The following is a 26141-nucleotide window of genomic DNA, read 5'->3' on the forward strand; positions in this document are numbered from 1 at the left end:
GGCAGGAATCCGTAAAGCCGTACGCGGGAGCCTCCTTAGGAGGCTCCTCCCGCTAGGGTTCTGCGCATGGCCCGCCTCACGAAGAGTAGTTTTTCGACCACGCTCCGTCATGACGTGCCCGCCTCGATCGTGGTATTCCTCGTCGCGGTCCCCCTCTCTCTGGGCATCGCGATGGCGTCGGGCGCCCCGCTGGCCGCGGGACTGATAGCGGCCGTGGTGGGCGGCGTGGTCGCGGGGGCGCTGGGCGGCTCGGCCGTCCAGGTGAGCGGCCCGGCGGCCGGCCTGTCGCTGGTGGTGGCCGATCTGGTGCAGACCTACGGCTGGCGGGCCACCTGCATGATCACCTTGCTGGCGGGGGCGGTGCAGCTCCTGCTCGGGGTGTTCCGGGCGGCCAGGGCGGCGCTGGCGGTCTCCCCCGCGGTGATCCACGGCATGCTGGCCGGGGTGGGCGTGGTGATCGCGCTGTCGCAGCTGCACGTGGTGCTCGGCGGCAGCCCGCAGCGTTCGGCGCTGGCCAACCTGGTCGAGCTGCCCGGCCAGCTCGCGGAGCTGCACGGCCACAAGATCGCGGTGGGGCTGCTGACGATCGGGGTGCTCGCGGTCTGGGTGCGGCTGCCCCAGCGGGTCAGGACGGTGCCGGCGCCGCTGGCCGCGCTGATGGCCGCCGCGCTCACCGCGTGGGTCTTCGGCTGGGACGTCACCCGCGTCGACCTGGCCGGCGCGTTCACCGAGTGGACGTTGCCGGCGCTGCCGCAGGGCGACGGGCATCTGATCGTGGCGGCGGTGCTGCTGGTGGCGCTGCTGGCCGGGGTGGAGTCGCTGCTGTGCTCGGTGGCGGTCGACGGCATGCACACCGGGCCGCGCGCCGACCTGGACCAGGAGCTCACCGGGCAGGGCGTGGCCAACATGGTGACGGGGGCGCTGGGCGGCCTGCCGGTGGCGGGCGTGATCGTCCGCAGCACGACCAACGCGCGGGCGGGCGCCCGCAGCCGGGCCTCGACGATGCTGCACGGGGTGTGGGTGCTGGTGTTCGCGATCGGGTTCGGGTGGACGATCCAGCTGATCCCGATGGAGGCGCTGGCGGCGCTGCTGGTGTTCATCGGCGTGCAGATGGTGAACCTGGGCCATATCCGCAAGGTGCACGGTCACGGCGAGGTGCCGGTCTACGTCGTGACGATGGCGGCGGTGATCCTGCTGGGGCTGGCCGAGGGGGTGCTGGCCGGGCTGGCGCTGGCGGCGCTGATGGCGCTGCGCCGGCTGACGTGGGTGACGGTGCGGACGCGGCGCCGGCCCGACGGGCGTCACCACGCGACGATCTCCGGCTCGCTCACGTTCCTCGGGGTGCCCCGGCTGACGCAGGAGCTGCGCGCCATCCCCGACAGGGCGGCCGTGGACCTGGAGCTGAACATCGACTTCATGGACAACGCCGCCTTCGAGGCGATCCACGCCTGGCGGCTGGACCACGAGCGGCTCGGCGGCACGGTCGACATCGACGAGCTGCACGACGAGTGGTACGCGATGGCGGCCAGCGGGGTGCGCGTGTACCCGGCCAAGACCCCGTCGCACGGGCCCGACCGGTCGTGGCTGCCGTGGGCGCACCGCCGCCGCCGCGCCGCGCGCCGGCCGGCGCCGCACGGCCCGGCCGCCCAGGACGACTGCCTGCTCACCGAGGGCGCGCGGGAGTTCCACCGGCGTACGGCGCCGCTGGTGCGGCCCATCTTCACCGAGCTGGCGCGCGGGCAGCAGCCCACCCACCTGTTCATCACCTGCGCGGACTCGCGGATCGTGCCGAGCCTGATCACCGCGAGCGGCCCTGGTGACCTGTTCACCGTGCGCAACATCGGCAACCTGGTGCCGCGCCGCGACTGCGAGCCGCACGACGACTCGATGGGGGCCGCGATCGAGTACGCGACGCAGGTGCTGGGCGTGCACACGATCACGGTGTGCGGCCACTCCGGCTGCGGCGCGATGGCGGGGCTGCTGAGCGGCGGGGTGATGGCGGGCGGCCTGCCGGCGATGCGGCGCTGGCTGCGCCACGGCAACCACAGCCTGGCCAGGTTCATCGAGACCGCGGGCGACCGGCTCGGCGACGACGCGCTCGACCTTTTGTGCCGGGTGAACGTGCAGCAGCAGCTGGACAACCTGCGCACCTACCGGAAGGTCGACGACCAGGTCCGCGCGGGCCGGCTGAAGCTGGTGGGGCTCTACTTCGACATCGGCGCGGCGAGGGTCCACGTGCTGCCGCCGGTGCCGTCTCAGCTCTCCGTGAATGCCTGAGCCGATCCGGGGCGGGGCGGCACGGTGATGGCCCACGGCCTCAGCCCGGGCAAGGCCGCCATCCTGGCCGCCTGGGACTCCCGTACCCGGTGACCCTCACCGGAGGCTCTGCGGCTCCCGTTCGCCGGGTTCGGCGACGCCGGCGCGGCGGCGTACGAGATAGCCGAAGACCAGCGTGGTGCCGAACATCAGCACCCCGTACACGGCGGGCGGCACCGCCATCGTCGAGTTGCCCAGCAGTGAGGGGCTCAGCGCGATCGTGATGGCCAGGGTGCTGTTGTGGATGCCGATCTCCATGCCGGACGCGATCGCCTGCCGCCGCTCCACCTTGAACAGCCGCGGCAGCCAGTAGCCCACGGCCAGGCTGATCGCGCTGAACAGCAGGGCCACCAGCCCGACGGCGGCGATGTAGCCGCCGAGCCGCTCCCGCTCCTGGATGATCGCCCCGACGATCACCGCGGCGAGCACCACCGCCGACAGGATCCTGACCGGCTTGTCCATCCGGTCGGCGAACCGCACGCTGAGCCGCCGTACGAGCATGCCGATCGCGACCGGCACCAGCACGATGGCGAAGACCTGCACCACCTTGTCCGCCTGCAGGCCGATGTCCTGCCCGTCGCCGAGGAAGTGGTTCAGCGACAGGTTGACCACCACGGGCAGCGTGAAGGCCGCCAGCACCGAGTTGACGGCCGTGAGACTGATGTTCAGCGCCACGTCGCCGCCGAACAGGTGGCTGTAGAGGTTGGCCGTCGTCCCGCCCGGCGAGGCGGCGAGCAGCATCATCCCGACCGCCAGCAGCGGTTCGAGGCCGAACAGCACGACCAGCCCGAAGCAGACGGCCGGCAGCACGAGCACCTGCGCGACCAGGGCCACGAGCACGGCCTTGGGGCGGGTCGCCACCCGCGCGAAGTCGCCGAGGGTGAGGGACAGGCCCAGCCCGAACATGATCAGGGCGAGCGCGGCGGGGAGCATGACTGTGGTGAGAACGGACTGCTGCATGGGGGGACCACCGTTCCTCGGGCCTGAGCAACCGCTGCCCCTGTCTAACAGCCCTCGTCGTACTGGATCAATACGCTGATCCCATTCGTGACCTTCCCTCCGCTCGTGCCCGATGTCCGGATTCGGTTGGTAACGGCGTCGTCGCAGCGCGCGATCCGTCCATGAGGGGTTTTTCCCGGACTCGCCCGCCCGTCGGTTGGAGACTCCCATGTCGCACCCGCTCGTTCTCCTGCGCCAGGCTCTCCGTACGGGACGGCAGCTGTACACCTTCGCCAAGGGTGGCCAGATGGAGATCGTCATGACCACGCTGGCGGGGACGGACGGCAAGGCGGCATCGCGCGCGGTGCACGACGCGCTCCGCCATTCGGACCGGCCACGGGACCAGCTGAGCCAGGCCGAGGGCGCGCTGCGCAGCGCCTACGAGATCTACCTGAGGTCGGCGGAACCGGAAGGCTTCCGGGCGGTCATGGCGGCGCTGAACCCGTCCGGCGGGCCGGAACACCCCAAGAACAAGGCGCTTCTCAACGCCGCGGCCACCGCGCTCACGGCGGCGAGCGTCACCGGGCTGGCGGGCAACCAGTCGATGCGGCGCGAGTGGCTGGAGCGCGCCCGCGACCACTACGAGCTGTACAAAGAACGCGCCCACACCCCGGAGCCCAGGATGTCAGAGTTTGCGGAGCCCGGGGACTACGGGATGGCGCTGATCGGGGTGGACCGGCTGAACAACAAGCACAAGGAGCAGTGCCGGCGATTCGAGCACGCCTACGAGGCCGTGGTCGCCGCCGGCTGACCGACGGCGGTTCTCTCATCACCACCAGGCCGATCGCCCGGCCGGGAGCCCGGTGGCGCACCTCAAGAGTGCGCGAACCGGCCGTCCGTGCGGGGCAGTGCGAACCAGATCGCCTTGCCCTCCACCTCAGGGCACGTGGCGAATCTCTGCGGGATGTGGCCGAACAGCCCACCCGACAACTCCGCCACGATCAAAAGCCCACGGCCGTTCTCCGCCTGAACATCCGCCCCCCGAGGCATCGGGGAAACGGCTCCGGCGTCGACCACCATGCAGACCACTTCGGTCGGATCGACCCGTACCACCAGCTCGTACGGCGGGTCACCGTGCAAGACCGCGTTGGTCACCAGCTCGCTGACCATCAGAACCGCGTCGTCCACAAGATCCCGCCGCAGACCGACCAACACGAGCGCGCGCCAGACGAGGTCGCGGGCATCACCCACCGCCCGCGCGTCGTCGCCAAGCCTCCAGATCATGCGCTGCTCAAGAGAGTGTGAGCGATCCGCCGCCACAACCGTCTCCGCCATATCCCACCCCTCGCTTCGCCGGAAGCCCCTGGATCCCAGTAGAGAGCATGCGTAAGTGGTCACGGAGGGCGACAATCGGGAGCAGTGACGGACACAGTCCGTGTCCGTAAGTGTCCTCATGGTGACCACGGTGTCGACAAGAGCGACAATCGAGAGCAGCAGGACCACTGCGGCGTCAGCGCGTGCACGGAGGTGAGATGGTGCGAGGAAGCGTGTGGCTCCCCGAATGGGCTGTGCTCATCCGTACGCAGCGAAAAGCGCGCGGCTGGGACGTCCACACGATGGCTCGTCAGCTACGCCAAGCTGCGGGCTCCGAGCGCAACACCCTTCCTGATCATGATGCTCTCGTACGCTCCGTACGGCGCTGGGAGTCAGGCAAGATCACAATTCTGAGCGAGCGCTACCGGTTGCTCTACTGTCAGGCGTTGTCGACCGACGAGCCGACCCTGTTCCCTGAAGCCCCGGTTGCCGTCAATAGAGAAGAGCCCGACACCGAGGACGGTGATCCTACGAACCGCCGAGACGCCCTGAGATTCGCCGCTCTCCTGCCCGCCCTGGCCAGCCTGCCGGAGGACGCCGAGCCCCGCGAATTCACCCGCCACAGCGAGGAAACCGACGTGGGAGCGACAACTCTGGATCAAGTACGGGAGGCCATCGCCACCTACGGCACCGACTACGCAACACAACCCGTCTCGGAACTTTGGGAACCAGCGCGGCAGGACCGTCGTCACGTCGCCGCCCTGCTTCAGCGCCGGACCACGCTGCGCCAGCGCCGCGATCTCTACGTGGACGCCGCCTGGCTCTCGACCATCCTCGCCTGGCTCGCCCACGACGGTGGCAAGCAACGAACCGCGCTCGCCTACGCCTATGACGCCTGGCGACACGCTGATGAGGCGGAACACGCCGAAACGGCAGCGTGGGCCAAGGATGTGGAGGCGACCATCTTGCTCTACGGCAATCGCCCAGCCGAGGCTCTGCGCGCGGCGCGGACCGGCGCGGCCCGTGCGCCCGCCGGCAGCCCAGCCGCCGCACGCCTGATCTCTCAGACGATGCGGATCAGCGCCAGGCTCGGCGAAGGTCCTCAAGCACTACGCTCCGCGCCAGATCACTTGCCTGCTCACCAGGCCGGGCTCTTCTCCGCCGACGTCGCCCGCTTCCACTCGTTCGCCGCCACCTCGCACCTGTGGCTGCGTGATCCGCATTCGGCGGAGGCGCACGCGAAGGAAGCGCTCGACCTCTATGCCTCCGCCCCCGGCATCTCCCCCACCCGGCGGACGATCACCCTGCTCGACCTCGCCATCGCCAGGGCACAGCTCCGCGACCTCGACGGTGCACTCTCCTTGGGCGCCTCCGCCTCGCAGCTCACGCGTCCGGCTTCAGCCGTTACCGACCGGAGCAAGGATCTGGGCAAAGTGCTCGCCGAGAAGTTCCCGCACTCCGTCCAGGTCAAGGAGTGGCAGGCAGCATCCAGCGGAGAATGAAACAGAAGACACGGAGCGCAGAGTGGCCTTCTTCTCATACACCACGATCTTGGACGCGGCCGATCCATCCCAGCCGCATCCCGAATTCCGCCCTGGCGACCAATCGGCTTCCCCCGGCCGCAACCTCGTCCGCGCTCCAGAGGTCAGGCATGGGTGAGTGGACGAGCCGGCCTGTAGGCCGGGTTCTGTCCTTCGCCTGGGCGAAGGGGCGACCATCCATCTAGGGCCGTCGTTGCCGGCGGCCTCGAGCGGTCTACCCGTGCGCCTCGGGCGGGCAGCCCTCGGGCGGCGCACGCGGGACGGTCCCGGGGGAACGTCCCTTCTTGACCTTGCTCCGGGTGGGGTTTACCGAGCCGCCCACGTCACCGTGGGCGCTGGTGGTCTCTTACACCACCCTTTCACCCTTACCTTCCGGGTAGGGAAGGCGGTTTGCTTTCTGTGGCACTTTCCCGCGGGTCGCCCCGGGTCGGCGTTACCGACCACCCTGCCCTGTGGAGCCCGGACCTTCCTCGGCGGGCCTCGTGAGGAGGCCCGACGCGGTCGCCCGGCCGGCTCGTCCGGTCACGAGGTTAGCGCATGCAAGCGGCCCGCAAGCAAATGACAAGATCCGCGCGATGGGATACGGGGGTGTCATCGCCTGAGGGGGGTGGTGGCGCCAGGGGTCGTGCCGGGTGTTCTGGCGGCGCCCGGCACGACCGGCTCCTGGCTCGTACGCACCACGCCTACGAGGTACGAGCGACCCGTACGGGTCCGCGACCTGGGTGTCAGCGGAGGTGGGCGGTGTCGTTGAAGGACTTCACCACCGTGTTGCCGTCGGCGTAGTGCTCGATGAGCGACAGGCAGGCCAGGTCCAGGTGCATCCGGTACAGGGCCGTCGGCGGGGCGTCCAGGGCCAGGCGCAGCAGGGTCTTGATGGGCGTCACGTGGGAGACCAGCAGGACGGTGCGGCCCTCGTACCTGTCGAGGAGGCGGCTCCGGGCGCGGGTGACGCGTTCGGCGACGGCGGTGAAGCTCTCGCCGCCCGGCGGGGCGACGTCCGGGTCGGCGAGCCAGGCGGCCAGCTCGGTGGGCCAGCGGCGCTGGATCTCGGTGAACGTGTGGCCTTCCCAGGCGCCGAAGTCGGTCTCCCTGAGATCCTCGTCGGTCTCCACGGGCAGGCCGGCGCGCTGGGCGACCGCTTCCGCCGTCTGGCGGGCCCGGGTGAGCGGGGAGGTGACGACGGCGTCGAGCTGGTACGGGTCGTGTGAGAGCCGGATGGCGGCCGCGGCGGCCTGGGCGAGGCCGTTGGGGGTGAGCTCGGGGTCGCCGAGGCCGGAGAAGCGGCGTTCGGCGGAGAGCGGGGTCTCGCCGTGGCGCAGGAGGACGAGCGAGGTGGCGACCCGGGTGGGAGGTGCCCAGCCGGTGCCTTTGGCGGTGCGCGTCTGGGCGGTCGCGACGGAGGCGGCGGGGGCGGAGAGCTCGGTGATGTCGCCCCGGTCGAGGAGGTCGGTCTGCTCCGCGAGGCGGGCGCCTCCGGCGGGGCTCCCGGACGCGGCCGGCGTGCCTGGCCCGCGCGTGTCCGCCTCCGTGCCGTGGGTGCCGGCCGGCCGGGAGTCGGTGACGGAGCCGCCCGCCTTCCAGGGCAGGCCCTGGGCCGCGGCGTCCATGGCCTCGTTGGCCAGGCGGTCGGCGTGCGCGTTGCGGGCGCGCGGGATCCAGGTCCACTCCGTCACCCGCAGCCGCCTGGCGAGTTTGCCGGCTTCCAGGGCGAGCGGGCGCAGGCCCTCGTGCTTGATCTTCCAGCGGCCCGCCATCTGCTCGATGACCAGCTTGGAGTCCATGCGCACGGCCACCCGCGCGCCTTCGCCGCCCACGTCGAGCGCGGCGCGCAGGCCGGCGATCAGGCCGCGGTACTCGGCGACGTTGTTGGTGGCCGTGCCGATGGCCTCGGCGGCCTCGGCGAGGACCTGGCCGTCGGCGGCGTCGAGGACCACGGCGCCGTAGCCCGCGGGGCCCGGGTTGCCGCGGGAGCCGCCGTCGGCCTCGACGATGTAGGAGGTCACAGGCCGGAAGCGTCCGTGCGGACGAGGATGCGGCGGCACTCCTCGCAGCGCAGCACCTCGTCGGCGGCGGCGGACTTGATGTGGTTCATCTCGGCGATGGACAGCGCGACCTTGCAGCCCTGGCAGCGGCCCGCCTGCAGCATGGCGGCCCCGACTCCGTACTGCTCGCGCAGTTTCTCGTACAGCTTGAGCAGGTCGGCGGGGATCTCCTCGGCGACGGCGGCGCGGCGGGAGCGGACCTCGCCCGTCTCCTTGTCGATGTCGGCGAGCGCGGTGTCGCGGCGGGCCTCGGCGGCGGACAGCGTGGTCCTGACCTCGTCGCGGCGGGCGAGCAGGCCGGTGACGCGGGCGTCGGCTGCCTCGCGGCGTTCCATGATCTCCAGCACCACCTCTTCGAGGTCGCCCTGTCGCCTGTGGAGCGAGGTGATCTCGGACTGGAGGCCGGACAGGTCACGGGCGGAGGAGACGGCGCCGGAGTCGAGGCGCTTCTGGTCGCGGTCGATGCGGGTGCGGACGGTGTCGACGTCGGCCTCGGCCTTGGTCTGCTCGCGGGCCAGGTCACCGGCTTCGGTCTCGGCCTCGATGACCTCGGTGGCCAGCTTGGCGTAGCGTCTGGACTGGTCGTCGATCTCCGCCAGCTCGGGCAGGGTGCGGCGGCGGTGGGCCAGCCTGTCGAGCGCGGAGTCGAGCTCGGCGAGGTCGAGGAGCCTCTTCTGGACCTCGGGGGCTGCTTTCATGATCAATATCCTCTTGTCCAAGCATCGGTGACCGTGGCGGAGACACGTGTCTCAACGGTAACGCCCCTGGCGGTCAGGATGGACGCGGCGTTGTGGAGCCAGGGGTGTTCGGTGGCCCAGTGAGCGGCGTCGATCAGCGCGGGCCCGCCCGCCTCCATGAACTCGCTGGCCGGGTGGTGGCGAAGGTCGGCGGTGAGGAACACGTCGACGCCGGCGGCGCGCGCGGCGGCCAGGAGCGAGTCGCCGGCTCCGCCGCTGACCGCCACCCGCGACACGCGCCGGGACGGCTCGCCGGCGACGCGGATGCCCCAGGAGGTGGCGGGCAGCCCGGCGGCGGCCCGGGCGGCGAACGCGTCGAGCGTGGTCTCCTCCGGCAGGTCGCCGACGCGCCCGAGGCCGCGCCACGGGTCGTCGGGGAACGGCTGGAGCGGAACCAGGTCGCCGGTCAGGCCGACGGCGCGGGCCAGGGCGTCGGACACGCCCGGGTTGGCCACGTCGGCGTTGGTGTGGGCGGTGAAGAGGGCGATGTCGTTCTTGATGAGCCGGTGGACGAGCCGCCCCTTGGGGGTGGTGGCGGCGACGGTGGTCGTGCCGCGCAGGTAGAGCGGGTGGTGGGTGACGATCAGGTCGGCGCCCCACTCCACGGCCTCGTCGGCGACGGCGGCGACCGGGTCGACCGCGAACAGCACCTTCTCCACCGGCTGGGCGGGGTCTCCGCACACCAGCCCGACGGCGTCCCAGGACTCGGCCCGGGCGGGCGGGTAAGCCGCCTCCAGCACGTCGATCACGTCGGTGAGTATCCATGCAGCCACCAGGGCAGACTATCGGCCGGCGCGATCTCCGGCGGTCATCGCGGCCGGGGGGTGGGCACCGCACACGGTCCGGCGTAATGTAAGTGAATCCTGACTCGGGCGGAGGGCGGCATGACACCTAGGGTCGCGATCATCGGCGCGGGGTTCGGCGGGTTGTGCATGGCGATCCGGCTGGAACAGGCCGGGATCCGCTCGTACACGATCTTCGAGAAGGCGGGCTCGCCGGGCGGCACGTGGCGGGACAACACCTATCCCGGTGCCGGCTGCGACATCCCCTCACATCTTTACTCGTACTCGTTCGAGAAGTACGCGAGCTGGTCCCGGAGGTATCCCGGCCAGCGGGAGATCCTCGGCTACCTGGAGCACTGCACCGACAAGTACGACGTCAGGCCGAAGATCAGGTTCAACACGGAGGTCACCGAAGCCGCCTTCGACGGCTCGTGCTGGCAGGTCACCGCCTCCGGCGTCACCGAGGCGTTCGACGTCCTGGTCGTGGCGGTCGGCCAGCTCAACCGCCCCCGCCTGCCCGACATCCCCGGCATGGACGACTTCGCCGGCGCCTCGTTCCACTCCGCCCGCTGGGACCACTCGCACGACCTCACCGGCCGCAGGGTCGCGGTGATCGGCAGCGGCTCGTCGGCGGCCCAGCTCATCCCGCCGGTGGCGCGGCAGGCGGACCGGCTGGAGGTGTTCCAGCGCACCCCCAACTGGGTGATCCCCAAGCCCGACGCCGTGTTCGGCCTCCCCGCCAGGCTGGCGTTCCGGTTCGTGCCGGGGCTGCAGCGCGCCTACCGCGAGTACATCTACCGGTACGCCGAGGCCACGCTGTACCCGGCGCTGGCCCGCGGCTGGAGTGAGGGCCTGCTGCGCCGGCGCGCCCTGCGCCACCTGCGCAACCAGGTGGAGGACCCGGAGCTGCGGGCCAGGCTCACCCCCGACTATCCGCCCGGCTGCAAGCGGGTGATCATCGACAGCCGCTTCTACCCGGCGCTGAACAGGCCCAACGTCGACGTGGTGACCGACAAGATCGTACGCATCACGGAGAAGGGCGTGCAGACGACCGAGGCGGTGCACGAGGTCGACACGATCGTGTACGCGACCGGCTTCCGGACCACCGAGTTCCTCACGCCGATGCGGGTGACGGGCCGCGGCGGCGCGGACCTCGCCGAGCGGTGGGCCGGCGGCGCGGAGGCCTACCTGGGCATCGCGACGCCGGGCTTCCCGAACCTGTTCCTGCTGTACGGGCCCAACACCAACCTCGGCCACAACTCGATCATCTTCATGCTCGAGTGCCAGGTGGACCATGTGATGAACTGCCTGCCGCACCTGTCGGGCGGACGGCGGCTGGAGGTGCGGCAGGAGGTCATGGACGCCTGGCGGCGGCGGCTGGACGAGACGCTGGAGCACATGGTGTGGGGTGACGGCTGCCGGAGCTGGTACAAGACGGCCGAGGGCCGGGTCACCAACAACTGGCCGGGCACCACGATGCTCTACCGCAGGCTGACCTCGATGCCGCCGCGTGCGGCTTACCGGGAGGTGTGAGGAGCGGTAGCCTCCGCTCCATGACGTCCTCCCTGCACCGGCGCACCGTCGTCGCCGACACCCACAACGATCTGCTGATGGCGGTCTCGGCCCGGCCGCCCGAGCGGTGGGCCGCGTTCTTCCGTGAGCGATGGCTGCCCCAGTTGCAGGAGGGCGGGGTGCGGCTGCAGGTGCTCCCGGTCTTCATCGACGACCCGTACCGTCCGGAGGGGGCGCTGCGGCGGACGCTGCGGATGATCGAGTGCGCGCACGTGATCGCCGAGGCCAACGCCGACCGCGTGCGGCTCTGCACCGACGCGGCGGGCATCGACGCGGCGCTGGACGACGGGCTGATCGCCCTGGTGCTGGCCATGGAGAGCATGCCGGGGCTGGACGCGAGCGTCGAGCTGATCCCCACCATGCACCGGCTGGGCGTGCGGATCGCCTCGATCGCCCACTGGGGCCGTACGCCGCTGGCCGACGGCAGCGGCGAAGACGCCACCGGCAGCGGGCTGACCTCGCACGGTGTGGCCGCGCTGCGCGAGATGGAGCGGCTCGGCATCGTCTTCGACGTCTCCCACCTGGGCGCCTCGGGGGTGGCGCACGTGCTGGAGCTGGCCACCCGGCCGGTCATGGCGACCCACTCCTCGGCGCGGGCGCTGCGCGACCACCACCGCAACCTGACCGACGACCAGTTGCGCGCGGTGGCCGCCACCGGCGGGGTGGTCTGCGTGAACTTCTTCGCCGGCTTCCTCACCGAGCGCGCGTCCGAGGTGACGCTGGACCACCTGCTCGACCACATCGAGCACATCGCGGCCGTGGCCGGGATCGACCACGTGGGCCTGGGCCCGGACTTCGTCCGCGAGGTGCTGGCCGACGTGACGCCGCCGTGCGAGGAGACGATCCACGGCTTCGACCCGGGAGCGGCGATCCCGGGGCTGGACGGCCCGGCGGGGCTGCCCATGGTCACCGAGGGCCTGCTCGCCCGGGGGCTGCCGGAGAAGGACGTACAGAAGATCATCGGCGCCAACGTGCACCGCTTCCTGACCGACCAGCTGGGATGAGGCCTTGAGGCCGGAGGCGGGTAGGGCCAGCAGGGTGGAGATACGCGAGCTGCGCCTGCTGGAGGAGTTCCATCAGGCGTACGAGCTCTTCGACGACATCTGGCGGCCGGACCCGCGCAACGTGCCCATGCCGGTGGAGCTGATGATCGCCTTCGCGCACGCCGGCGGCTACGTCGCGGGCGCCTACGAGGGCGAGCGGCTGGTGGGCGCGTGCGTCGGGTTCCTGGCGGCGGACCGGACCCTGCACTCGCACGTGACCGGCGCGGTGGCGGGGCACGGCGCCGGGTCCGCGCTCAAGCTGCACCAGCGGGAGTGGTGCCTGCGGCGCGGGCTGGAGCGGATCACCTGGACGTTCGACCCGCTGGTCCGCAGGAACGCCCGGTTCAACCTGGTCAAGCTCGGCGCCAGGCCGGAGGAGTACCTGGAGCGGTTCTACGGCGTGATGGCCGACGCGATCAACGGCAACGACGAGTCCGACCGGCTGCTGGCCGTCTGGCGCCTGGACCGGCCGGCCGGGACGACGGCGGAGGTCTCCTTCCCGAGCGTGCTCTCCGACGCGGGCGGGCGACCGGCGATCAAGCCGGTCGAGGAGCCGGCGGTGCTCGTGGCGACGCCGCCGGACATCGAGGCGATGCGGCGGCACGACCCGCCGGCGGCGCGGGAATGGCGGCTGGCGATGCGCGAGACGCTGGGCGGGCTCATGGCCGCGGGCGCCCGCGTGACCGGTTTCACCGCAGACGGAGAATATGTCGTGGAGAGGGATTAACTGGGTATTCCACCCCCGTTACGGATGCCTGTCATAAGGAGATCCGCATGACGGAGTTCACCCCCACCGTCCCCTCCCACGTACTGCCGCCCGTCACCGTCCGCGACCTCCCCGAGCCGCCCCGGTCGGCCTGGTCCATCATCGGCCCCGGCCTGGTCGGCGCGGGCGTCGGGCTCGCCTCCGGCGAGTTCATCCTGTGGCCGTACATCGCCTCCCAGGTCGGCCTCATCTTCGTCTGGGGCGCGCTGATCGGCATCATCACGCAGTGGTTCATCAACATGGAGATCGAGCGCTACACGCTGGCCACCGGCGAGACCGCGCTGACCGGGTTCAGCCGCCTGTGGCGGCACTGGGGCCTGGTGTTCGTCCTCATGACGCTCTGCTCGAATCTCTGGCCCGGCTGGGTCACCACCTCGGCGACCATGGTCACCTACCTGACCGGAACCGGCGAGGGCAGCGTCCGCTGGATCGCCATCGGCATGCTCGTCGTCATCGCGTCAGCGCTCACACTGGCGCCGGTGATCTACACGGCCCTGGAACGGGTGATCTTCGTCAAGATAGCCCTGGTGCTGACGCTGATCGTGGTGGCCGTCCTGTTCGCGATCAACGCCGACGCCTGGACCGGCCTGGCCCGGGGGCTGACGACCGAAGCCCGCTTCCCGGTGCCGCCGCTGGAGTTCGCGCTGCTCATGGGCGCCATCGCGTACGCGGGCGCGGGCGGCGGGCAGAACCTGTGCCAGAGCAACTGGATCCGCGACAAGGGCCTCGGCATGGGCCTGTACGTGCCGCGGCTGGTCAGCCCGGTCACCGGGCACGAGGAGGCGGCGCCGTCCACCGGCTTCCAGTTCGCGCCGACCAAGGAGAACCTGGCCCGCTGGCGGCAGTGGTGGCGGGTGGCCAACATCGAGCAGGCGTCCACGTTCGCGCTGGTGTCGTTCGTGACGATCGCGCTGATGTCGATGCTGGCGTACTCCACCGTCTTCGGGCGGCCGGGGCTGGAGAACAGCATCGACTTCCTCGGCATCGAGGGGCAGGTGCTGCAGCAGGTGGTCGGGCCGTGGTTCGGCATCCTGTTCTGGGTGATCGGCGCGCTGGCGCTGTTCGCCTCGGCGATGGGCATCGTGGACTACACCTCGCGGCTGGTCGCCGACACGATCAAGACGGTGTACCTGCGGGACCGGACCGTCACGGAGAACCGGGTCTACTTCGTCGTGGTGTGGACGCTGGCGCTGGTCGGCATCGTGATCCTGCTGCTGGGCTTCGACCAGCCGCTGGTGCTGCTGGTGCTGTCGGCGAGCTTCGCGGCGGTGATGATGTTCGTGTACTCGATCCTGCTCATCCGGCTCAACCGCACGGCGCTGCCGGCGCCGATCAGGATCCGCTCGTTCCGGCTGGGGGCGATGGTCTGGGCGATCGCGTTCTTCGGGACGCTGACCGTGCTCACCGTCATCCAGCAGGCGCAGCGGATCTTCGGCGGCTGAGGCCCATCGAGGAGGCCCATCGAGGAACCGTCCGTTCCGCGTCGGCGGGCAGACTGGCAGACATGCTGGAGACCTCGGCCCGCCTGCTGAAGCTGCTCTCACTGCTCCAGGCGCACAGGGAGTGGACCGGCCCCGAGCTGTCGCGGCGGCTCGGGGTCACCACCCGGACGATCCGCAACGACGTCGAGCGGCTGCGCAGCCTCGGCTACCCGGTGCACGCCACGCCGGGCGCGGCCGGCGGCTACCGCCTGGGCGCCGGGGCGGCGCTGCCTCCCCTGCTGCTGGACGACGAGGAGGCGGTGGCCGTCGCGGTCGGGCTCGGCCGGGCCGCGGGGGGCGGCGTGCGGGGCATCGAGGAGACGTCGGTGCGCGCGCTGGCCAAGCTGGAGCAGGTGCTGCCGTCCCGGCTGCGGCACCGCGTCGGCGCGCTGAACGCCTACACGGTGCAGATCCCCGGCGAGACGCCGTCGGTGCCGCCCGAGCTGCTGACCACGATCGCCAACGCCGCCCGCGACCGGGAGCGGCTGCGCTTCGACTACAGCGGGCACGACGGGTCCGAGACCGTTCGCGACGTGGAGCCGCACCGGCTGGTGCACCGGCGCGGCCGCTGGTACCTGGTGGGGTTCGACGTGGACCGGCAGGACTGGCGGATGTTCCGGGTGGACCGCATCACGCCGCGCGTCCCGTCCGGCCCCCGGTTCGGGCCGCGCGAGCTGCCGGCCGACGGCGACGTGGCCGCGTACGTGGAGCGCGGCGTGAACACGGCCATGTGGCGCCACCAGGGCACGATCCTGCTGCGCGCCTCCGCCGAGCGGGTGCGGGAGCTGCCGCGGGGCGGCAACCTGGAGGTCGAGCCGGCCGGACCGGACGCCTGCCTGCTCAGGCTCGGCGGCGACGACCTCAACGGCATGGCGGCCTGGATCGGCTTCCTGGACCTGGACTTCGAGGTGCTGGACCCGCCCGAGCTGGCCGAGGCGGTGCGGCGGCTGTCGGAACGCTACCGGCGGGCGGTCAGCGACCGGTAAGCGCCCGGTCAGCGACGCCCGGCAGCCTCGTGCACATGCACATCACCCACGTCGCGGGGAGCAGGGAAGACTTCCCGATCGTCCGCCACCTGACCGTGCGCGGCGGACACGTCGAGATCGGCCGCCGGCTCACCGAGGAGGCGCTGCGGCTCGGCTGGCGTCCGCAACCGTGCGAGCCGGCCGTGAACCGGGCCAGGCGCACCTGGTTCGAGCGGCACTGGCCGCAGCACCACGCCCGGATGGACGGCGCCGCCGAGGCGCTCGGCCTGGACCCGGACCAGGACGAGCTGGCCATCGACGGGCTCGGCTACGTGCCGGCCGGCTCGGGCTGCTCGGCCCTTTGGGTGCCGCCGTCCGCGTCGGCGGACGGCCACGGCAGGATCGGCCGCAACTACGACTTCTTCACCGTGACCGCGAGCGAGGTCATGGGCGGCGCTCCCGCGCCCGGCGAGCTGCCGATGGCCTCGCGCCCGTACGTGATCACCACGATCCCGGACGACGGCCTGGCCTCCACCGTCGTCACCATGTCCGACCTCGACGGCTGCATGGACGGGATCAACGAGGCGGGGCTGGCCGTGACGCTGCTCCTGGCCGACATCGGCCAGGCCGCCCCGCCGGAGGACGCCTCCCCGCAGGTCGGGCTGAGCAGCGTGCAGCTGCCCCGGTTCCTGGTGGACACCTGCGAGAACGTGGCGCAGGCCAAGCAGGCGCTGCTCGGCGCCAAGCAGTACGACCACGGCCTGCCGCTGCACTACCTGGTCGCCGACGCGCACGGCGAGGCGTTCGTGTGGGAGCGGGGCCGGGACGGCCGCGAGCACGTCGTGGAGTTCGGCGAGGCGCCGCTGTGCGTCACCAACCACCCGCTGCACCGCCACCCGGACCCGATGGCCCTGCCCGCCGACACCGAGGACACGTTCGGCACGTACGGGCGGCTGCGCGCGCTGTACGAGCGCAGCAAGGGCGTGACGCTGTCGGGCCGCGACCTGCGCTCCTGCCTGGAGGCGGTGCGGCAGCCCGAGTCCGGGCCGTTCCGCACGCTGTGGAGCACCGTCTTCGACCCCGCCGACCGGACCCTGTCGTCCTCCTTCTATCTGGGCGCCGGGCGCTACACCGAGGAGCTGGTGTTCAGCGCGCGTCGAGATACTCCTGCCTGACCTTGGACCGCGACAGCTTCCCCGTGGGGGTGCGGGGCAGCCGCTCCCGGTACTCGATCACCTTCGGATGCTTGAACCTGGCGATGCGCGGGGCGCAATGGGCGAGCAGCTCCTCGGTCAGCTCGGGGCCCGGTGTGACGCCCTCGGCGGGCTCGACGAGGGCGACCACGTTGTGGCCCCACTCCTCGTCGGGCGCCCCGATCACGGCCACGTCGGCGACCGCCGGGTGCTCCAGCAGCGCGGCCTCGATCTCGGCGGGGTAGATGTTGACCCCGCCGGAGATGATCAGGTCGGTCCGCCGGTCGCACAGGAACAGGAAGCCGTCCTCGTCCAGGTAGCCGATGTCGCCGGGGGCGTACCACTCGCCGCGCATGCTGGCCGCGGTCTTGGCCGGGTCCTTGCGGTACTCGAACTTGCCGAGGCTGGACTTGACGTGGACGAGGCCGGGCTCTCCCGGGGGCAGCTCGGCCCCGTCCTCGCCGAAGATCTTGGCCTCGAAGGTGGGGGCGGGCCGCCCGACGGTGCCGGGCCTGGCCAGCCAGTCGTGCGGCTTGACGGAGAAGGCGATGGTGGACTCGGTGGAGCCGTAGTACTCGTAGAGCACCGGCCCCCACCAGTCCATGATCCCCTGCTTGACCGCGACCGGGCAGGCGGCGGCGGTGTGGATGACCTGCTGGAGGCTCGACAGGTCGTGCCGCTGCCTGACCTCGGCGGGCAGTTGCAGCATGCGGTGGAACATGGTCGGCACCATCATGGCGTTCGTCACCCGGTAGCGCTCGATCAGCTCCAGCACGGTCTCCGGCTCGAACCGCGGCGCGATCACCACGGTGTGCCCGAGGTGCAGCGCGAACTGGGTGTGGGCGCACGGCGAGGAGTGGTACATCGGCGAGGTCACCAGGTGGACGTCCTCGCCCGGCTTCAGGTCGACCACCTCGCCCAGGAACCAGGTGTAGAGGGGCACGATCGCCTCCGGCTCGGCGCCGGGCAGCGCGCGCTGCACCCCCTTGGGGCGGCCGGTGGTGCCGGAGGTGTACCACATGACCGCGCCCGCGGTGCGGTCGGCGGGCGCGGTGACGGGCTGCCCTTCCGCGAGCCCGGCGGTGCCGATCTCGCCGCCGGGCACCGCGTACTCCCGGCTGGTGACCACGAGCCCGGCCTCGGAGTCCTTGACGATGTAGTCGATCTCGGGCGCGGCCAGGTGCCAGTTGATCGGCACGTAGTAGAGGCCGATCTGGCCGGTGGCCATGAGCATGATCACTTGTTCGAGCCCGTTGGGCAGCACGCCGGCCACCACGTCCCCGGTGCCGAGCCCGCGCCCGCGCAGTCCGTGGGACACCTGGTTGACCAGCGCGAGCAGCTCGCCGTAGGTCGTGCGCGAGCCGTCGGTGTCGATGACGGCGACCCGGCCGGGGTCGGCCTGGGCGATGGCGTAGAAGCCGGGCGACTGGCTGATGTCCATCACAGCTCCAGCAGGTCGGCGAGCCTGGCACGGTGGATGCGGGGCGGGCCGAGCAGCACCTCGTCGGTCTTGGCCCGCTTGAAGTAGAGATGGGCGTCGTGTTCCCAGGTGTAGCCGATGCCGCCGTGCAGCAGCAGGTGGTCGCGGGCCACCTCGAAGCAGGCTCGGCCCACGTACGCCTGGGCCAGCGCGGCGGCGCCGGGCAGCTCGTCCGGCGCCTCGTCGGCGGCCCAGGCGGCGTAGCGGACGATCGACTCGGCCTGTTCCAGCTTGCAGTGCATGTCGGCGAGCTTGTGCTTGACCCCCTGGTACGAGCCGATGTAGCGGCCGAACGTGACCCGGATCTTGGCGTAGGCGACGATGGCGTCGAGCGCGGCCCGCATCACGCCGAGCTGTTCGGCGGCGAGCGCCACCGCGAGCCGGTCGGCGATGTCCTGGGAGACGTCGGCGGAGACGTCGCCGAGCGTCCGGGCGGGCGCGCCGTCCAGCTCGATCCGGGCCTGGCCGCGGGTGATGTCGAGCGTGTCGAGCGGGGTCCTGGTGACGCCCTCGCCGGCGAGGTCCACGGCGTGCAGCGCGGAGCCGGCGCTGACCAGCAGCACATCCGCCTCCATGCCGGACAGCACCCGCGCCAGGGTGCCGCTGACGCGGCCGTCTGCCGCCGTGAGGTCCGCGCCGTCCAGGGCCAGGGCGGCGGCGACGCGGCCCTCGGCGATGCCGGACAGCAGCTCCTTGTCGGGCACCCGGGTCAGCGCGACGGCGGCGAACGCGGTGGCCAGGAAGGGGCCGGGAAGCAGCACCGCCCCGGTCTCCTCCAGCGCGACCGCCAGCTCGGCGAAGCCCGCGCCCGCTCCCCCGTACTCCTCGGGGACGATCAGCCCTGACAGGCCGAGCTCGCCGTTGAGCCGCGCGTACACCTCCGGGTCGTGGCCCTGGCGGGCCTTGGCCGTGGGCGAGGCGGCGGCGAGGAAGTCGCGGACGGCGGCGCGCAGCTCGCGCTGCTCCTGGCTGGGTACGAGTTTCACGCCTGCGTCCCCACCTTCAGGTCCTTGAACGGCACGGTCTTGTCCATCCGGGGCTCGGGGGGCAGGTTGAGCACCCGGTCGCCGACGATGTTGCGCATGATCTCGTTGGTGCCGCCGCCGAGCGCCAGCCCCGGCGCGGTGGCGAGCGTGGTGCCCAGCGGGTGGCCGTCGACGACCGACTCGGGGCCGGCCAGCCGGGTGGCCAGGTCGGACTGGAACATGGTCAGCTCGGCCAGCAGCAGCTTGGCGGCGCTGCCCCGGGCGCCGGGGAACAGGCCCGCCTCGGTCTCCTGGGCCAGCCGCCGGTTGAACAGGGCCAGCGCGCGTGAGCGGATGTGCAGCTCGACCAGCTCGTCGCGGACCAGCGGGTCGCTGGTGTCGACCGTGCGGCGCAGGGCCTCCAGCGAGGCGGGATTGTCCTTCCCGCCGCCCATGCCGACGCCCGCTGAGATCGACAGCCGCTCGTGCAGCAGCGTGGTGACGGCGACGCTCCAGCCGTCGTCCACCTCGCCGACCCGGTGCTCGTCGGGGATGTGCACGTCGTCGAAGAAGATCTCGTTGAAGTTGGACCGGCCGCTCATGTCCTTCAGCGGCCGGACGGTGACGCCGGGGTGGTGCATGTCCACCACGAACATGGTCAGGCCCTTGTGCTTGGGCACGTCCACGTTCGTCCGGGCGAGCAGCAGCCCCCAGTCGGCGTACTGGGCGACCGACGTCCACACCTTCTGGCCGTTGACGATCCAGTCGTCGCCGTCGCGTTCGGCCCTGGTCTGCAGGCTGGCGACGTCGCTGCCGGCGCCGGGCTCGGAGAAGAGCTGGCACCAGATCTCCTCGCCGCGCAGCAGCGGCCGGACGAACCGCTCGCGCTGGGCGTCGGTGCCGCGGTCCACCAGCGTGGGACCGGTCATGCCCAGGCCGATGGAGAACATGTAGGTGGGCAGGGTGAAGTCGCGGGCCGCGGCGGCGAACGCGCGCTCCTCCTGCTGGGTCAGGCCCTGGCCTCCCCACCGCGCCGGCCAGGTGATGCCGGAGTATCCGGCGTCGTAGAGCCGGGCCATGAAGTCCCTGGCCTGGGCGATCGGGTCACCGTCCGCGCGCTCGCCCGCCGGGACGTTGCGCTGCAGCCATTCCTCGGCGGCGCGCTGGTAGTCCGCAAGGTTCACATCGACTCCCTCGCATCAGTGCTCACTTACTCTATCCACGCCTTCGCGGACCGTACAGAGCAATGATCTGGTGGAGATTCGCCCTGATTTGTCACCGAATCTCCGCCAATTGGAAATGAGGTAACTCTATGTGATGACCTGACCGCAGGGGGATAAGGTTGATCACACGGTTCGCGAGGTCGGTGCGCGGACGCCTGACGCTGCTCGCCACCGCGGCCATGGCGGTGCTCTGCGCCGCCGTGAGCTGTTACGTGCTCTACGCCCTCTACCAGTCGGCCTCCGAGTTCCAGCGCGACGGACTCGAACAGCGGGCCATGCGGGTCGTCCGGCTGGCCCAGGCGGGCCGGCTCCCCCCGGAGCTCCCCTCCGACCACCGGGTGGACGTCCAGGTGATCGACGCCTCGGGCCGCATCGTCTCCACCACCTCCGACATCACCGGAGCGCCGAGGCTGAGCATGCTCGTGCCGCAGGCCCCGGCCGTCACCACCGCCGAGAGGGAGTGCGACCTGCCGCGCTTCCCCGGCCGGTGCAGCCTGATCGTGGTGCTGCGCTTCCGCGGGCCGGCGGGCGGCGACTGGCTGGTGTACGCCACCGAACGGGCCGTCCCCTGGTACGTCTCCCCCCAGGTGCCGCTCTACCTGGCGGCGCTCGCCCTCGCGCCGGTGCTGCTGACCGCGTACGGCGCGTGGCGGGTGGTGTCCAAGGCCCTGGAGCCGGTGGACCGCATCCGCGCCCGGCTGGCCGAGATCACCGACACCGACGTCGGCATGCGGGTGCCCGTCCCGGACGCCGAGGACGAGATCCGCGCGCTGGCCGTCACCGCGAACCAGACGCTGGAGCGGCTGGAGGCCGCGGTGGAGCGGCAGCGCAGGTTCGCCTCCGACGCCTCCCACGACCTGCGCAGCCCGATCACCGCGATGCGCACCCGGGTGGAGGAGGCGCTGCTCTACCCCCAGGAGACCGACTGGCCGGAGACCGGCCGCGCCCTGCTCCCGAGCCTGGACCGGCTGCAGGCCATCGTCACCGACCTGCTCACGCTGGCCAAGCTGGACGCGGGCGCGCCGGGCGCGCGGGAGCCGGTGGACCTGGCGGAGCTGGCCGCCGCGGAGGCGGCCGCGCAGCGCGGCAAGCGGGTGGTCACCAGCCTGCAGCCGGGCGTCATGGTGGACGGCGACCGGGTGCGGCTGGCCCGCCTGATCACGAACCTGCTGGACAACGCCGAACGGCACGCCGACTCCACGATCGTCGTCACGGTCAGGAGGGACGGCGCCGCCACGCTGGAGGTGCTCGACGACGGCGCGGGCATCGCGCCGGAGCACCGCGAGATCGTCTTCCAGCGGTTCACCCGTTTGGACGCCTCCCGCAGCCGCGACGCCGGCGGCACCGGGCTGGGCCTGCCCATCGCCCGCGAGATCGCCCACGCCCACGGCGGCACGCTCACGATCGAAGATTCCGACCGTGGTGCCCGCTTTGTCCTACGATTGCCCCTGCGGAGTGATTAAAGTTACGGCCTGTGACTCCAGGTTTTGGCCGGTTACGGCGTGAGGACTTGTTGAAAGCGGCCTGCGAAGTGATCGCCGAGCAGGGGTTCGGGCATACCCGGACCATCGACATCGCCCGGGCCGCGGGCGTCAGCCAGGCGCTGCTCTTCTACCACTTCGAGACCAAGGACCGGCTGTTCGCCGAGGCGTTCGCGTACGCCGCCCGGCGGCACATGGAGTCGCTCGCCGCCGTCGAGCGCTCCCCGAAGCCGCCGCTCGACCGGCTGCGTGCGCTGCTCAAGCTCTCCTCACCCACCGCCTCGCCCGAGGGGTGGCGGCTGTGGATCGACGCCTGGGCCGAGTCGATGCGCAACAAGGACCTGCAGCGCACCTCGCGCCGGCTGGACGTGCAGAGCCGGCAGGTGATGCAGGGCATCATCGAGGCCGGGATCGCCACCGGCGACTTCACCTGCCCCGACCCCGAGGGCGCCACCTGGAGGATCTTCGCCCTCGGTGACGGCCTGGCGATCCAGATGAACGTGCACGGCCGGGTGCTGCCCAGGCGCCGTGTGATCGAACTCCTCAGGACCGCCGCCGCGAGGGAGCTGGGCCTGCCGGCCGACGCGCTGTGACGTTCCCGCCGTACCGGGACGTCTCAGAGATTTCTCAGGTCGGGAAAGTAGGCTCCACCGCATGAAACGTACGGCCGCGCTGGTCGCGGTGCTCGCTCTGCTCGGGGTGACGGTGTGGCTGGTGTGGCCGTCCACGCCCGACGTGCGCGGACAGGCACAGCGCGTCCCCGTCGTCGACGGGCCGGCCGACGACCAGCGGGTCGACCTCGACACGACGTTCTTCCCGCCGCCGGGCGGCGGGAAGGCGCCCGCGGTGCTGCTCGCGCACGGCTTCGGCGGCAGCAAGCGGAGCGTCCGCGCGGAGGCCGAGCACCTGGCCCGCCAGGGGTACGCGGTGCTCACCTGGTCGGCGCGCGGCTTCGGCGGCTCGACCGGCGAGATCGCGCTGAACTCCCCCGACTACGAGGTCAAGGACGTCAAGCAGCTCATCGACTGGCTGGCGAAGCGCCCCGAGGTGCGGCTCGACGCGGCGGGCGACCCGCGCGTGGGCATCGCCGGCGCCTCCTACGGCGGCGCGATCGCGCTGCTGACCGCCGCCCACGACCCCCGGGTCGACGCGATCGTCCCCCAGATCACCTGGTCCGACCTGGGCGACGCGCTCTTCCCCGACGCCACCGGCGGCGGGCCCGCCAACGGGGTGTTCAAGCGCATGTGGGCCGGCATCTTCTTCGGCCAGGGCGGCGCGGTCCAGCCCGGCGGCCAGGGCGGCGGCCCGGGCGGCGCGGCGCAGGGCCTGGAGGCGCTCAACCGCCGGCCGGAGCCGATGACCGCCGAGCAGGCGCGGTGCGGCCGGTTCCTGCCGTCGATCTGCGAGATCTACCAGGAGGTCGCCGAGACCGGCAAGGCCACGCCGGAGGCCATCGAGCTGCTCAAGGCCTCCAGCCCCGTGCACGTGGCCGGCCGCGTCAAGGCGCCGACCCTGCTCATCCAGGGCCAGCGCGACTCGCTGTTCCCGCTCGGCCACGCCGACCAGAACGCCAGGGCCATCGCCGCCGCCGGCACCCCCGTCGCCCTGGCCTGGTACGACGGCGGCCACGACGGCGGCAACGGCGAGGCCGACTGGCTGCGGGAGCAGACCCTGGCCTGGTTCGGCCGCCACCTGCGGGGCGAGGACACCGCTCCGGTGAGCGCCTTCACCATCACCCGCGACGGCGGCCGCGACCCCGGCACCCGCCAGCGCATCCGCCTCCATCCCGAGGCCGACGCCTACCCCGGGCTCGGCGGCACCGACGTCACCCTGGTCACACTGAACGGCCCCGAGCAGCACGTCGCCAACCCGCCCGGCGGCTCCCCCGCCGCCATCTCGACCGTGCCCGGCGTGAGCGGCCTGCTGGGCGGGCAGGGCAACACCGGCGGCGTGTCGATCGACATGCCCGGCCAGAGCGCCGCCTTCGAGTCGGCCCCGCTGACCGCTCCGCTCCAGCTCACCGGCAGCCCCGCCGTCAAGGTCCGAGTCCACGGCAGCGGCGAGGTCACGCTGTTCGCCAAGCTCTTCGACGTGTCGGACTCGCTCCAGCCGCCGGCCCTGCCCGCCGGGCTCGTCGCGCCGTTCCGGGTGACGATCCCCGAGGGCGCCGGCAGCGCCGAGGCCACCGTCACCCTGCCCGCCGTCGACCACCGCTTCGACGCCGGGCACCGGCTGCGGCTCGTGGTGTCCACCACCGACATGGCCTACGCCACCCCCGACGAGCCGGCCACCTACCGGATCGGGCTGGCCTCGCCCGCGCTGTCCGTGCCGACCGTCGCCTCCCTGGCCGCCCCGCCGTCCGGGGTCGCCTGGTGGGTGTGGGCGATGCCGCTGGCGGCCGTCGCCCTGGCCGCGGTGCTGCTCGCCACCGGCCGTACCGGCGCCCGCCGCGCCGCCGGGGCCGCCGGGGCCGCCGGGGCCGCGGAGCGTGTCCCGGCGGCGGACGACGCGCCGCCGCTGGAGATCAACGGGCTCACCAAGGCGTACCGCAACGGCGAGCTCGCGGTCGACGGCCTGTCGTTCCGCGTCGAGCAGGGCCAGGTGCTGGGCCTGCTCGGGCCCAACGGCGCCGGCAAGACCACCACGATGCGGATGATGATGGGCCTCATCCGGCCCGACGGCGGCGAGGTCCGCATCTTCGGCGAGCCCGTCACGCCCGGCGCGCCGGTGCTGTCGCGGCTCGGCTCGTTCGTCGAGGGCCCCGGCTTCCTGCCGCACCTGTCCGGGCGCGACAACCTGGAGCTCTACTGGGCCGCCACCGGCCGTCCGGTCGCCGACGCCCGCTTCGACGAGGCGCTGGAGATCGCCGGCCTGGGCAAGGCGCTGCAGCGCGCCGTGCGCACGTACTCGCAGGGCATGCGCCAGCGGCTGGCCATCGCCCAGGCCATGCTGGGCCTGCCCGACCTGCTCGTCCTCGACGAGCCCACCAACGGGCTCGACCCGCCCCAGATCAGGGAGATGCGGGAGGTGCTCAAGCGCTACGCGCGCGACGGCCGCACGGTGATCGTGTCCAGCCACCTGCTGGCCGAGGTGGAGCAGACCTGCACCCACGTGGTCGTCATGCACCGGGGCAAGCTCGTCACCACCGGTCCGGTGTCGGTGCTGCTCAGCACGGCTGCCGCCGCCGCCGGCGGGGCCGCCAACGGCCACGGCCCGCGCCTGGAAGACGTGTTCCTCGACCTGATCGGAGACAAGGCATGACGGCCGCACCCGGCTACGCGCCGCGCCGCACGCTGCCGCTGCGGGTCGAGATGGTCCGGCAGTTCAAGCGGCGGCGCACCCTGGTCATGTTCGGGCTGCTGCTGGCGCTGCCGTGGATCCTGGTCATCGCGTTCCAGTTCGGGCCGCAGGGCCCCGACAACGGCCAGGGGCTGCGGCTCTCCGACCTGGCGACGGCGAGCGGACTCAACTTCGCCGCGTTCGCGCTGTCGGTGTCGGCGAGCTTCCTGCTCGTGGTGGCGGTCGCGCTGTTCTGCGGCGACACGGTGGCCAGCGAGGCGAGCTGGTCGTCGCTGCGCTACCTGCTCGCCGCGCCGGTGCCGCGCGACCGGCTGCTGCGGCAGAAGCTGATCGTGGCGCTCGGTTACTCGGCCGCCGCCGTGATCTGCCTGCCGCTGATGGCGCTGCTCGCGGGCACCGTGGCCTTCGGCTGGGACGACATCCAGGTGCCCGGCACCGGAGAGACCATCCCGGCGCTCGCCGTGCTGCCCCGCTTCGGGATCGTGATCGGCTACGCGCTGGTCAGCCAGCTCGTCGTGGCGGCGCTGGCGTTCCTGATCTCCACCGTCACCGACTCGCCGCTCGGCGCGGTGGGCGGCGCGGTGGGGCTCTGGATCGTCTGCACGATCCTCCAGGCCGTGGAGGCGCTGGGCGCGCTGCGCGAGTTTCTGCCGACGTTCTGGAACAACGCCTGGATCGACGCCCTGGCCCCGGAGCTCGACTGGAGCGGCATGGCCAAGGGCGCGTCGATCTCGATCACGTACGCGGCGATCCTGATCGCGGTCGCCTTCCGCCGCTTCCGCCGCAAGGACGTCGTGAGCTGAGCCGGGCGGCGCCGGCCCTCTCGCGGGGCTCAGCCCCAGTGAGGGGGCCGGTTGTCCAGATAGAAGGCGTCGGGGTCGTCCTCGCGCCAGTCGCCCCAGCCGAGGTCGGTGTCGTCGGAGGTCTGCTCCGGGATGAATTCCTGCACGGCAATCATGCTACCCAGTGATACAAATCCGCTCCCCCACGTCGATCGGATG

21 protein-coding genes and 1 other RNA gene are annotated in these 26141 nt (G+C 71.9%); 13 read left to right on the plus strand and 9 right to left on the minus strand.

The window, feature by feature from the left end; genetic code table 11:
* The first annotated feature begins 66 nt into the window (after window positions 1-66).
* A complete protein-coding gene (locus tag ACQEUU_RS27940; RefSeq protein ID WP_433071425.1) occupies window positions 67-2277 on the plus strand; it encodes a SulP family inorganic anion transporter in 2211 nt (736 codons plus the stop codon).
* 96 nt (window positions 2278-2373) lie between these two features.
* Here ACQEUU_RS27940 and ACQEUU_RS27945 read toward each other — a convergent pair whose 3' ends face one another.
* On the minus strand, window positions 2374-3276 hold the full coding sequence (locus ACQEUU_RS27945; protein WP_433071427.1) for a bile acid:sodium symporter family protein: 903 nt from the start codon (window positions 3274-3276) through the stop codon (window positions 2374-2376).
* 208 nt (window positions 3277-3484) lie between these two features.
* Between ACQEUU_RS27945 and ACQEUU_RS27950 the strand changes: the two genes are divergently transcribed.
* Entirely contained in the window at window positions 3485-4066 is a 582-nt protein-coding gene (locus ACQEUU_RS27950) for a hypothetical protein (RefSeq protein WP_433071429.1), read from the plus strand.
* A 62-nt stretch (window positions 4067-4128) separates the two neighbouring features.
* On the opposite strand, the gene ACQEUU_RS27955 is transcribed toward ACQEUU_RS27950, so the two are convergent.
* Complete coding sequence (locus ACQEUU_RS27955; protein WP_433071431.1) at window positions 4129-4590, minus strand: ATP-binding protein; 462 nt, start codon at window positions 4588-4590, stop codon at window positions 4129-4131.
* A 425-nt stretch (window positions 4591-5015) separates the two neighbouring features.
* Between ACQEUU_RS27955 and ACQEUU_RS27960 the strand changes: the two genes are divergently transcribed.
* Window positions 5016-6071, plus strand: coding sequence for a hypothetical protein (locus ACQEUU_RS27960; protein ID WP_433071433.1), 1056 nt, complete (start codon window positions 5016-5018; stop codon window positions 6069-6071).
* A gap of 158 nt (window positions 6072-6229) precedes the next feature.
* Here the strand turns inward: ACQEUU_RS27960 and rnpB are convergent.
* The 4 genes from rnpB to ACQEUU_RS27980 all read right to left on the minus strand — a co-directional run bounded on the left by rnpB (window position 6230) and on the right by ACQEUU_RS27980 (window position 9662).
* Window positions 6230-6627: RNase P RNA component class A (gene rnpB / locus ACQEUU_RS27965), an RNA gene on the minus strand.
* 208 nt (window positions 6628-6835) lie between these two features.
* Window positions 6836-8113 (minus strand): bifunctional RNase H/acid phosphatase, encoded by a 1278-nt coding sequence (locus ACQEUU_RS27970; protein ID WP_433071435.1) that lies wholly within the window; start codon window positions 8111-8113, stop codon window positions 6836-6838.
* Window positions 8110-8850 (minus strand): zinc ribbon domain-containing protein, encoded by a 741-nt coding sequence (locus ACQEUU_RS27975; RefSeq protein WP_433071437.1) that lies wholly within the window; start codon window positions 8848-8850, stop codon window positions 8110-8112. The genes ACQEUU_RS27970 and ACQEUU_RS27975 overlap by 4 nt, the downstream gene beginning before the upstream one ends.
* 2 nt (window positions 8851-8852) lie before the next feature.
* Complete coding sequence (locus ACQEUU_RS27980; RefSeq protein ID WP_433071439.1) at window positions 8853-9662, minus strand: Nif3-like dinuclear metal center hexameric protein; 810 nt, start codon at window positions 9660-9662, stop codon at window positions 8853-8855.
* 111 nt (window positions 9663-9773) lie between these two features.
* Between ACQEUU_RS27980 and ACQEUU_RS27985 the strand changes: the two genes are divergently transcribed.
* The 6 genes from ACQEUU_RS27985 to ACQEUU_RS28010 all read left to right on the plus strand — a co-directional run bounded on the left by ACQEUU_RS27985 (window position 9774) and on the right by ACQEUU_RS28010 (window position 16673).
* Window positions 9774-11204: a flavin-containing monooxygenase gene (locus tag ACQEUU_RS27985; protein WP_433071441.1), complete on the plus strand. Its 1431-nt coding sequence runs from the start codon at window positions 9774-9776 to the stop codon at window positions 11202-11204.
* A gap of 20 nt (window positions 11205-11224) precedes the next feature.
* Window positions 11225-12247 (plus strand): dipeptidase, encoded by a 1023-nt coding sequence (locus ACQEUU_RS27990; protein ID WP_433071443.1) that lies wholly within the window; start codon window positions 11225-11227, stop codon window positions 12245-12247.
* 34 nt (window positions 12248-12281) lie between these two features.
* The gene (locus ACQEUU_RS27995) at window positions 12282-13013 is read left to right on the plus strand and encodes a GNAT family N-acetyltransferase (RefSeq protein ID WP_433071445.1); all 732 of its coding nucleotides are present in this window, start codon (window positions 12282-12284) and stop codon (window positions 13011-13013) included.
* A 47-nt stretch (window positions 13014-13060) separates the two neighbouring features.
* Window positions 13061-14494, plus strand: coding sequence for an Nramp family divalent metal transporter (locus tag ACQEUU_RS28000; RefSeq protein WP_433071446.1), 1434 nt, complete (start codon window positions 13061-13063; stop codon window positions 14492-14494).
* A gap of 62 nt (window positions 14495-14556) precedes the next feature.
* Window positions 14557-15519 (plus strand): helix-turn-helix transcriptional regulator, encoded by a 963-nt coding sequence (locus ACQEUU_RS28005; protein WP_433071448.1) that lies wholly within the window; start codon window positions 14557-14559, stop codon window positions 15517-15519.
* Window positions 15520-15554: 35 nt separating this feature from the next.
* A complete protein-coding gene (locus ACQEUU_RS28010) occupies window positions 15555-16673 on the plus strand; it encodes a C45 family autoproteolytic acyltransferase/hydolase (protein WP_433071450.1) in 1119 nt (372 codons plus the stop codon).
* Here the strand turns inward: ACQEUU_RS28010 and ACQEUU_RS28015 are convergent.
* The 3 genes from ACQEUU_RS28015 to ACQEUU_RS28025 are packed head-to-tail and all read right to left on the minus strand — an operon-like array spanning window position 16645 to window position 20320.
* Window positions 16645-18132: an AMP-binding protein gene (locus ACQEUU_RS28015; RefSeq protein WP_433071452.1), complete on the minus strand. Its 1488-nt coding sequence runs from the start codon at window positions 18130-18132 to the stop codon at window positions 16645-16647. The two genes, ACQEUU_RS28010 and ACQEUU_RS28015, sit on opposite strands and share 29 nt — an antisense overlap.
* Complete coding sequence (locus tag ACQEUU_RS28020) at window positions 18132-19157, minus strand: acyl-CoA dehydrogenase family protein (RefSeq protein ID WP_433071454.1); 1026 nt, start codon at window positions 19155-19157, stop codon at window positions 18132-18134. Before ACQEUU_RS28020 ends, ACQEUU_RS28015 begins: the two co-directional genes overlap by 1 nt.
* The gene (locus ACQEUU_RS28025; protein ID WP_433071456.1) at window positions 19154-20320 is read right to left on the minus strand and encodes an acyl-CoA dehydrogenase family protein; all 1167 of its coding nucleotides are present in this window, start codon (window positions 20318-20320) and stop codon (window positions 19154-19156) included. The genes ACQEUU_RS28020 and ACQEUU_RS28025 overlap by 4 nt, the downstream gene beginning before the upstream one ends.
* Window positions 20321-20478: 158 nt before the next feature.
* Between ACQEUU_RS28025 and ACQEUU_RS28030 the strand changes: the two genes are divergently transcribed.
* The 4 genes from ACQEUU_RS28030 to ACQEUU_RS28045 all read left to right on the plus strand — a co-directional run bounded on the left by ACQEUU_RS28030 (window position 20479) and on the right by ACQEUU_RS28045 (window position 25943).
* Window positions 20479-21822 (plus strand): sensor histidine kinase, encoded by a 1344-nt coding sequence (locus ACQEUU_RS28030; protein WP_433071458.1) that lies wholly within the window; start codon window positions 20479-20481, stop codon window positions 21820-21822.
* A gap of 11 nt (window positions 21823-21833) precedes the next feature.
* Window positions 21834-22433, plus strand: coding sequence for a TetR/AcrR family transcriptional regulator (locus ACQEUU_RS28035; protein WP_433071460.1), 600 nt, complete (start codon window positions 21834-21836; stop codon window positions 22431-22433).
* Between the two features lie 61 nt (window positions 22434-22494).
* Entirely contained in the window at window positions 22495-25101 is a 2607-nt protein-coding gene (locus ACQEUU_RS28040) for a CocE/NonD family hydrolase (protein ID WP_433071462.1), read from the plus strand.
* Window positions 25098-25943 (plus strand): ABC transporter permease, encoded by an 846-nt coding sequence (locus ACQEUU_RS28045; RefSeq protein WP_433071464.1) that lies wholly within the window; start codon window positions 25098-25100, stop codon window positions 25941-25943. The genes ACQEUU_RS28040 and ACQEUU_RS28045 overlap by 4 nt, the downstream gene beginning before the upstream one ends.
* The last annotated feature ends 198 nt before the right edge of the window (window positions 25944-26141 follow it).

Origin of the sequence: Nonomuraea sp. CA-218870 (assembly GCF_050936535.1) — a bacterium.
Classification (GTDB): Bacteria; Actinomycetota; Actinomycetes; order Streptosporangiales; family Streptosporangiaceae; genus Nonomuraea; species Nonomuraea corallina.

Excerpts from the sequence above, each read along its gene's own strand:
- ACQEUU_RS27940 (WP_433071425.1), top strand. The coding sequence starts at position 67 with ATGGCCCGCCTCACGAAGAGTAGTTTTTCGACCACGCTCCGTCATGAC.
- ACQEUU_RS27945 (WP_433071427.1), bottom strand. The coding sequence starts at position 3,276 with ATGCAGCAGTCCGTTCTCACCACAGTCATGCTCCCCGCCGCGCTCGCC.
- ACQEUU_RS27950 (WP_433071429.1), top strand. The coding sequence starts at position 3,485 with ATGTCGCACCCGCTCGTTCTCCTGCGCCAGGCTCTCCGTACGGGACGG.
- ACQEUU_RS27955 (WP_433071431.1), bottom strand. The coding sequence starts at position 4,590 with ATGGCGGAGACGGTTGTGGCGGCGGATCGCTCACACTCTCTTGAGCAG.
- ACQEUU_RS27975 (WP_433071437.1), bottom strand. The coding sequence starts at position 8,850 with ATGAAAGCAGCCCCCGAGGTCCAGAAGAGGCTCCTCGACCTCGCCGAG.
- ACQEUU_RS27985 (WP_433071441.1), top strand. The coding sequence starts at position 9,774 with ATGACACCTAGGGTCGCGATCATCGGCGCGGGGTTCGGCGGGTTGTGC.
- ACQEUU_RS27990 (WP_433071443.1), top strand. The coding sequence starts at position 11,225 with ATGACGTCCTCCCTGCACCGGCGCACCGTCGTCGCCGACACCCACAAC.
- ACQEUU_RS28000 (WP_433071446.1), top strand. The coding sequence starts at position 13,061 with ATGACGGAGTTCACCCCCACCGTCCCCTCCCACGTACTGCCGCCCGTC.
- ACQEUU_RS28005 (WP_433071448.1), top strand. The coding sequence starts at position 14,557 with ATGCTGGAGACCTCGGCCCGCCTGCTGAAGCTGCTCTCACTGCTCCAG.
- ACQEUU_RS28010 (WP_433071450.1), top strand. The coding sequence starts at position 15,555 with ATGCACATCACCCACGTCGCGGGGAGCAGGGAAGACTTCCCGATCGTC.
- ACQEUU_RS28015 (WP_433071452.1), bottom strand. The coding sequence starts at position 18,132 with ATGGACATCAGCCAGTCGCCCGGCTTCTACGCCATCGCCCAGGCCGAC.
- ACQEUU_RS28040 (WP_433071462.1), top strand. The coding sequence starts at position 22,495 with ATGAAACGTACGGCCGCGCTGGTCGCGGTGCTCGCTCTGCTCGGGGTG.
- ACQEUU_RS28045 (WP_433071464.1), top strand. The coding sequence starts at position 25,098 with ATGACGGCCGCACCCGGCTACGCGCCGCGCCGCACGCTGCCGCTGCGG.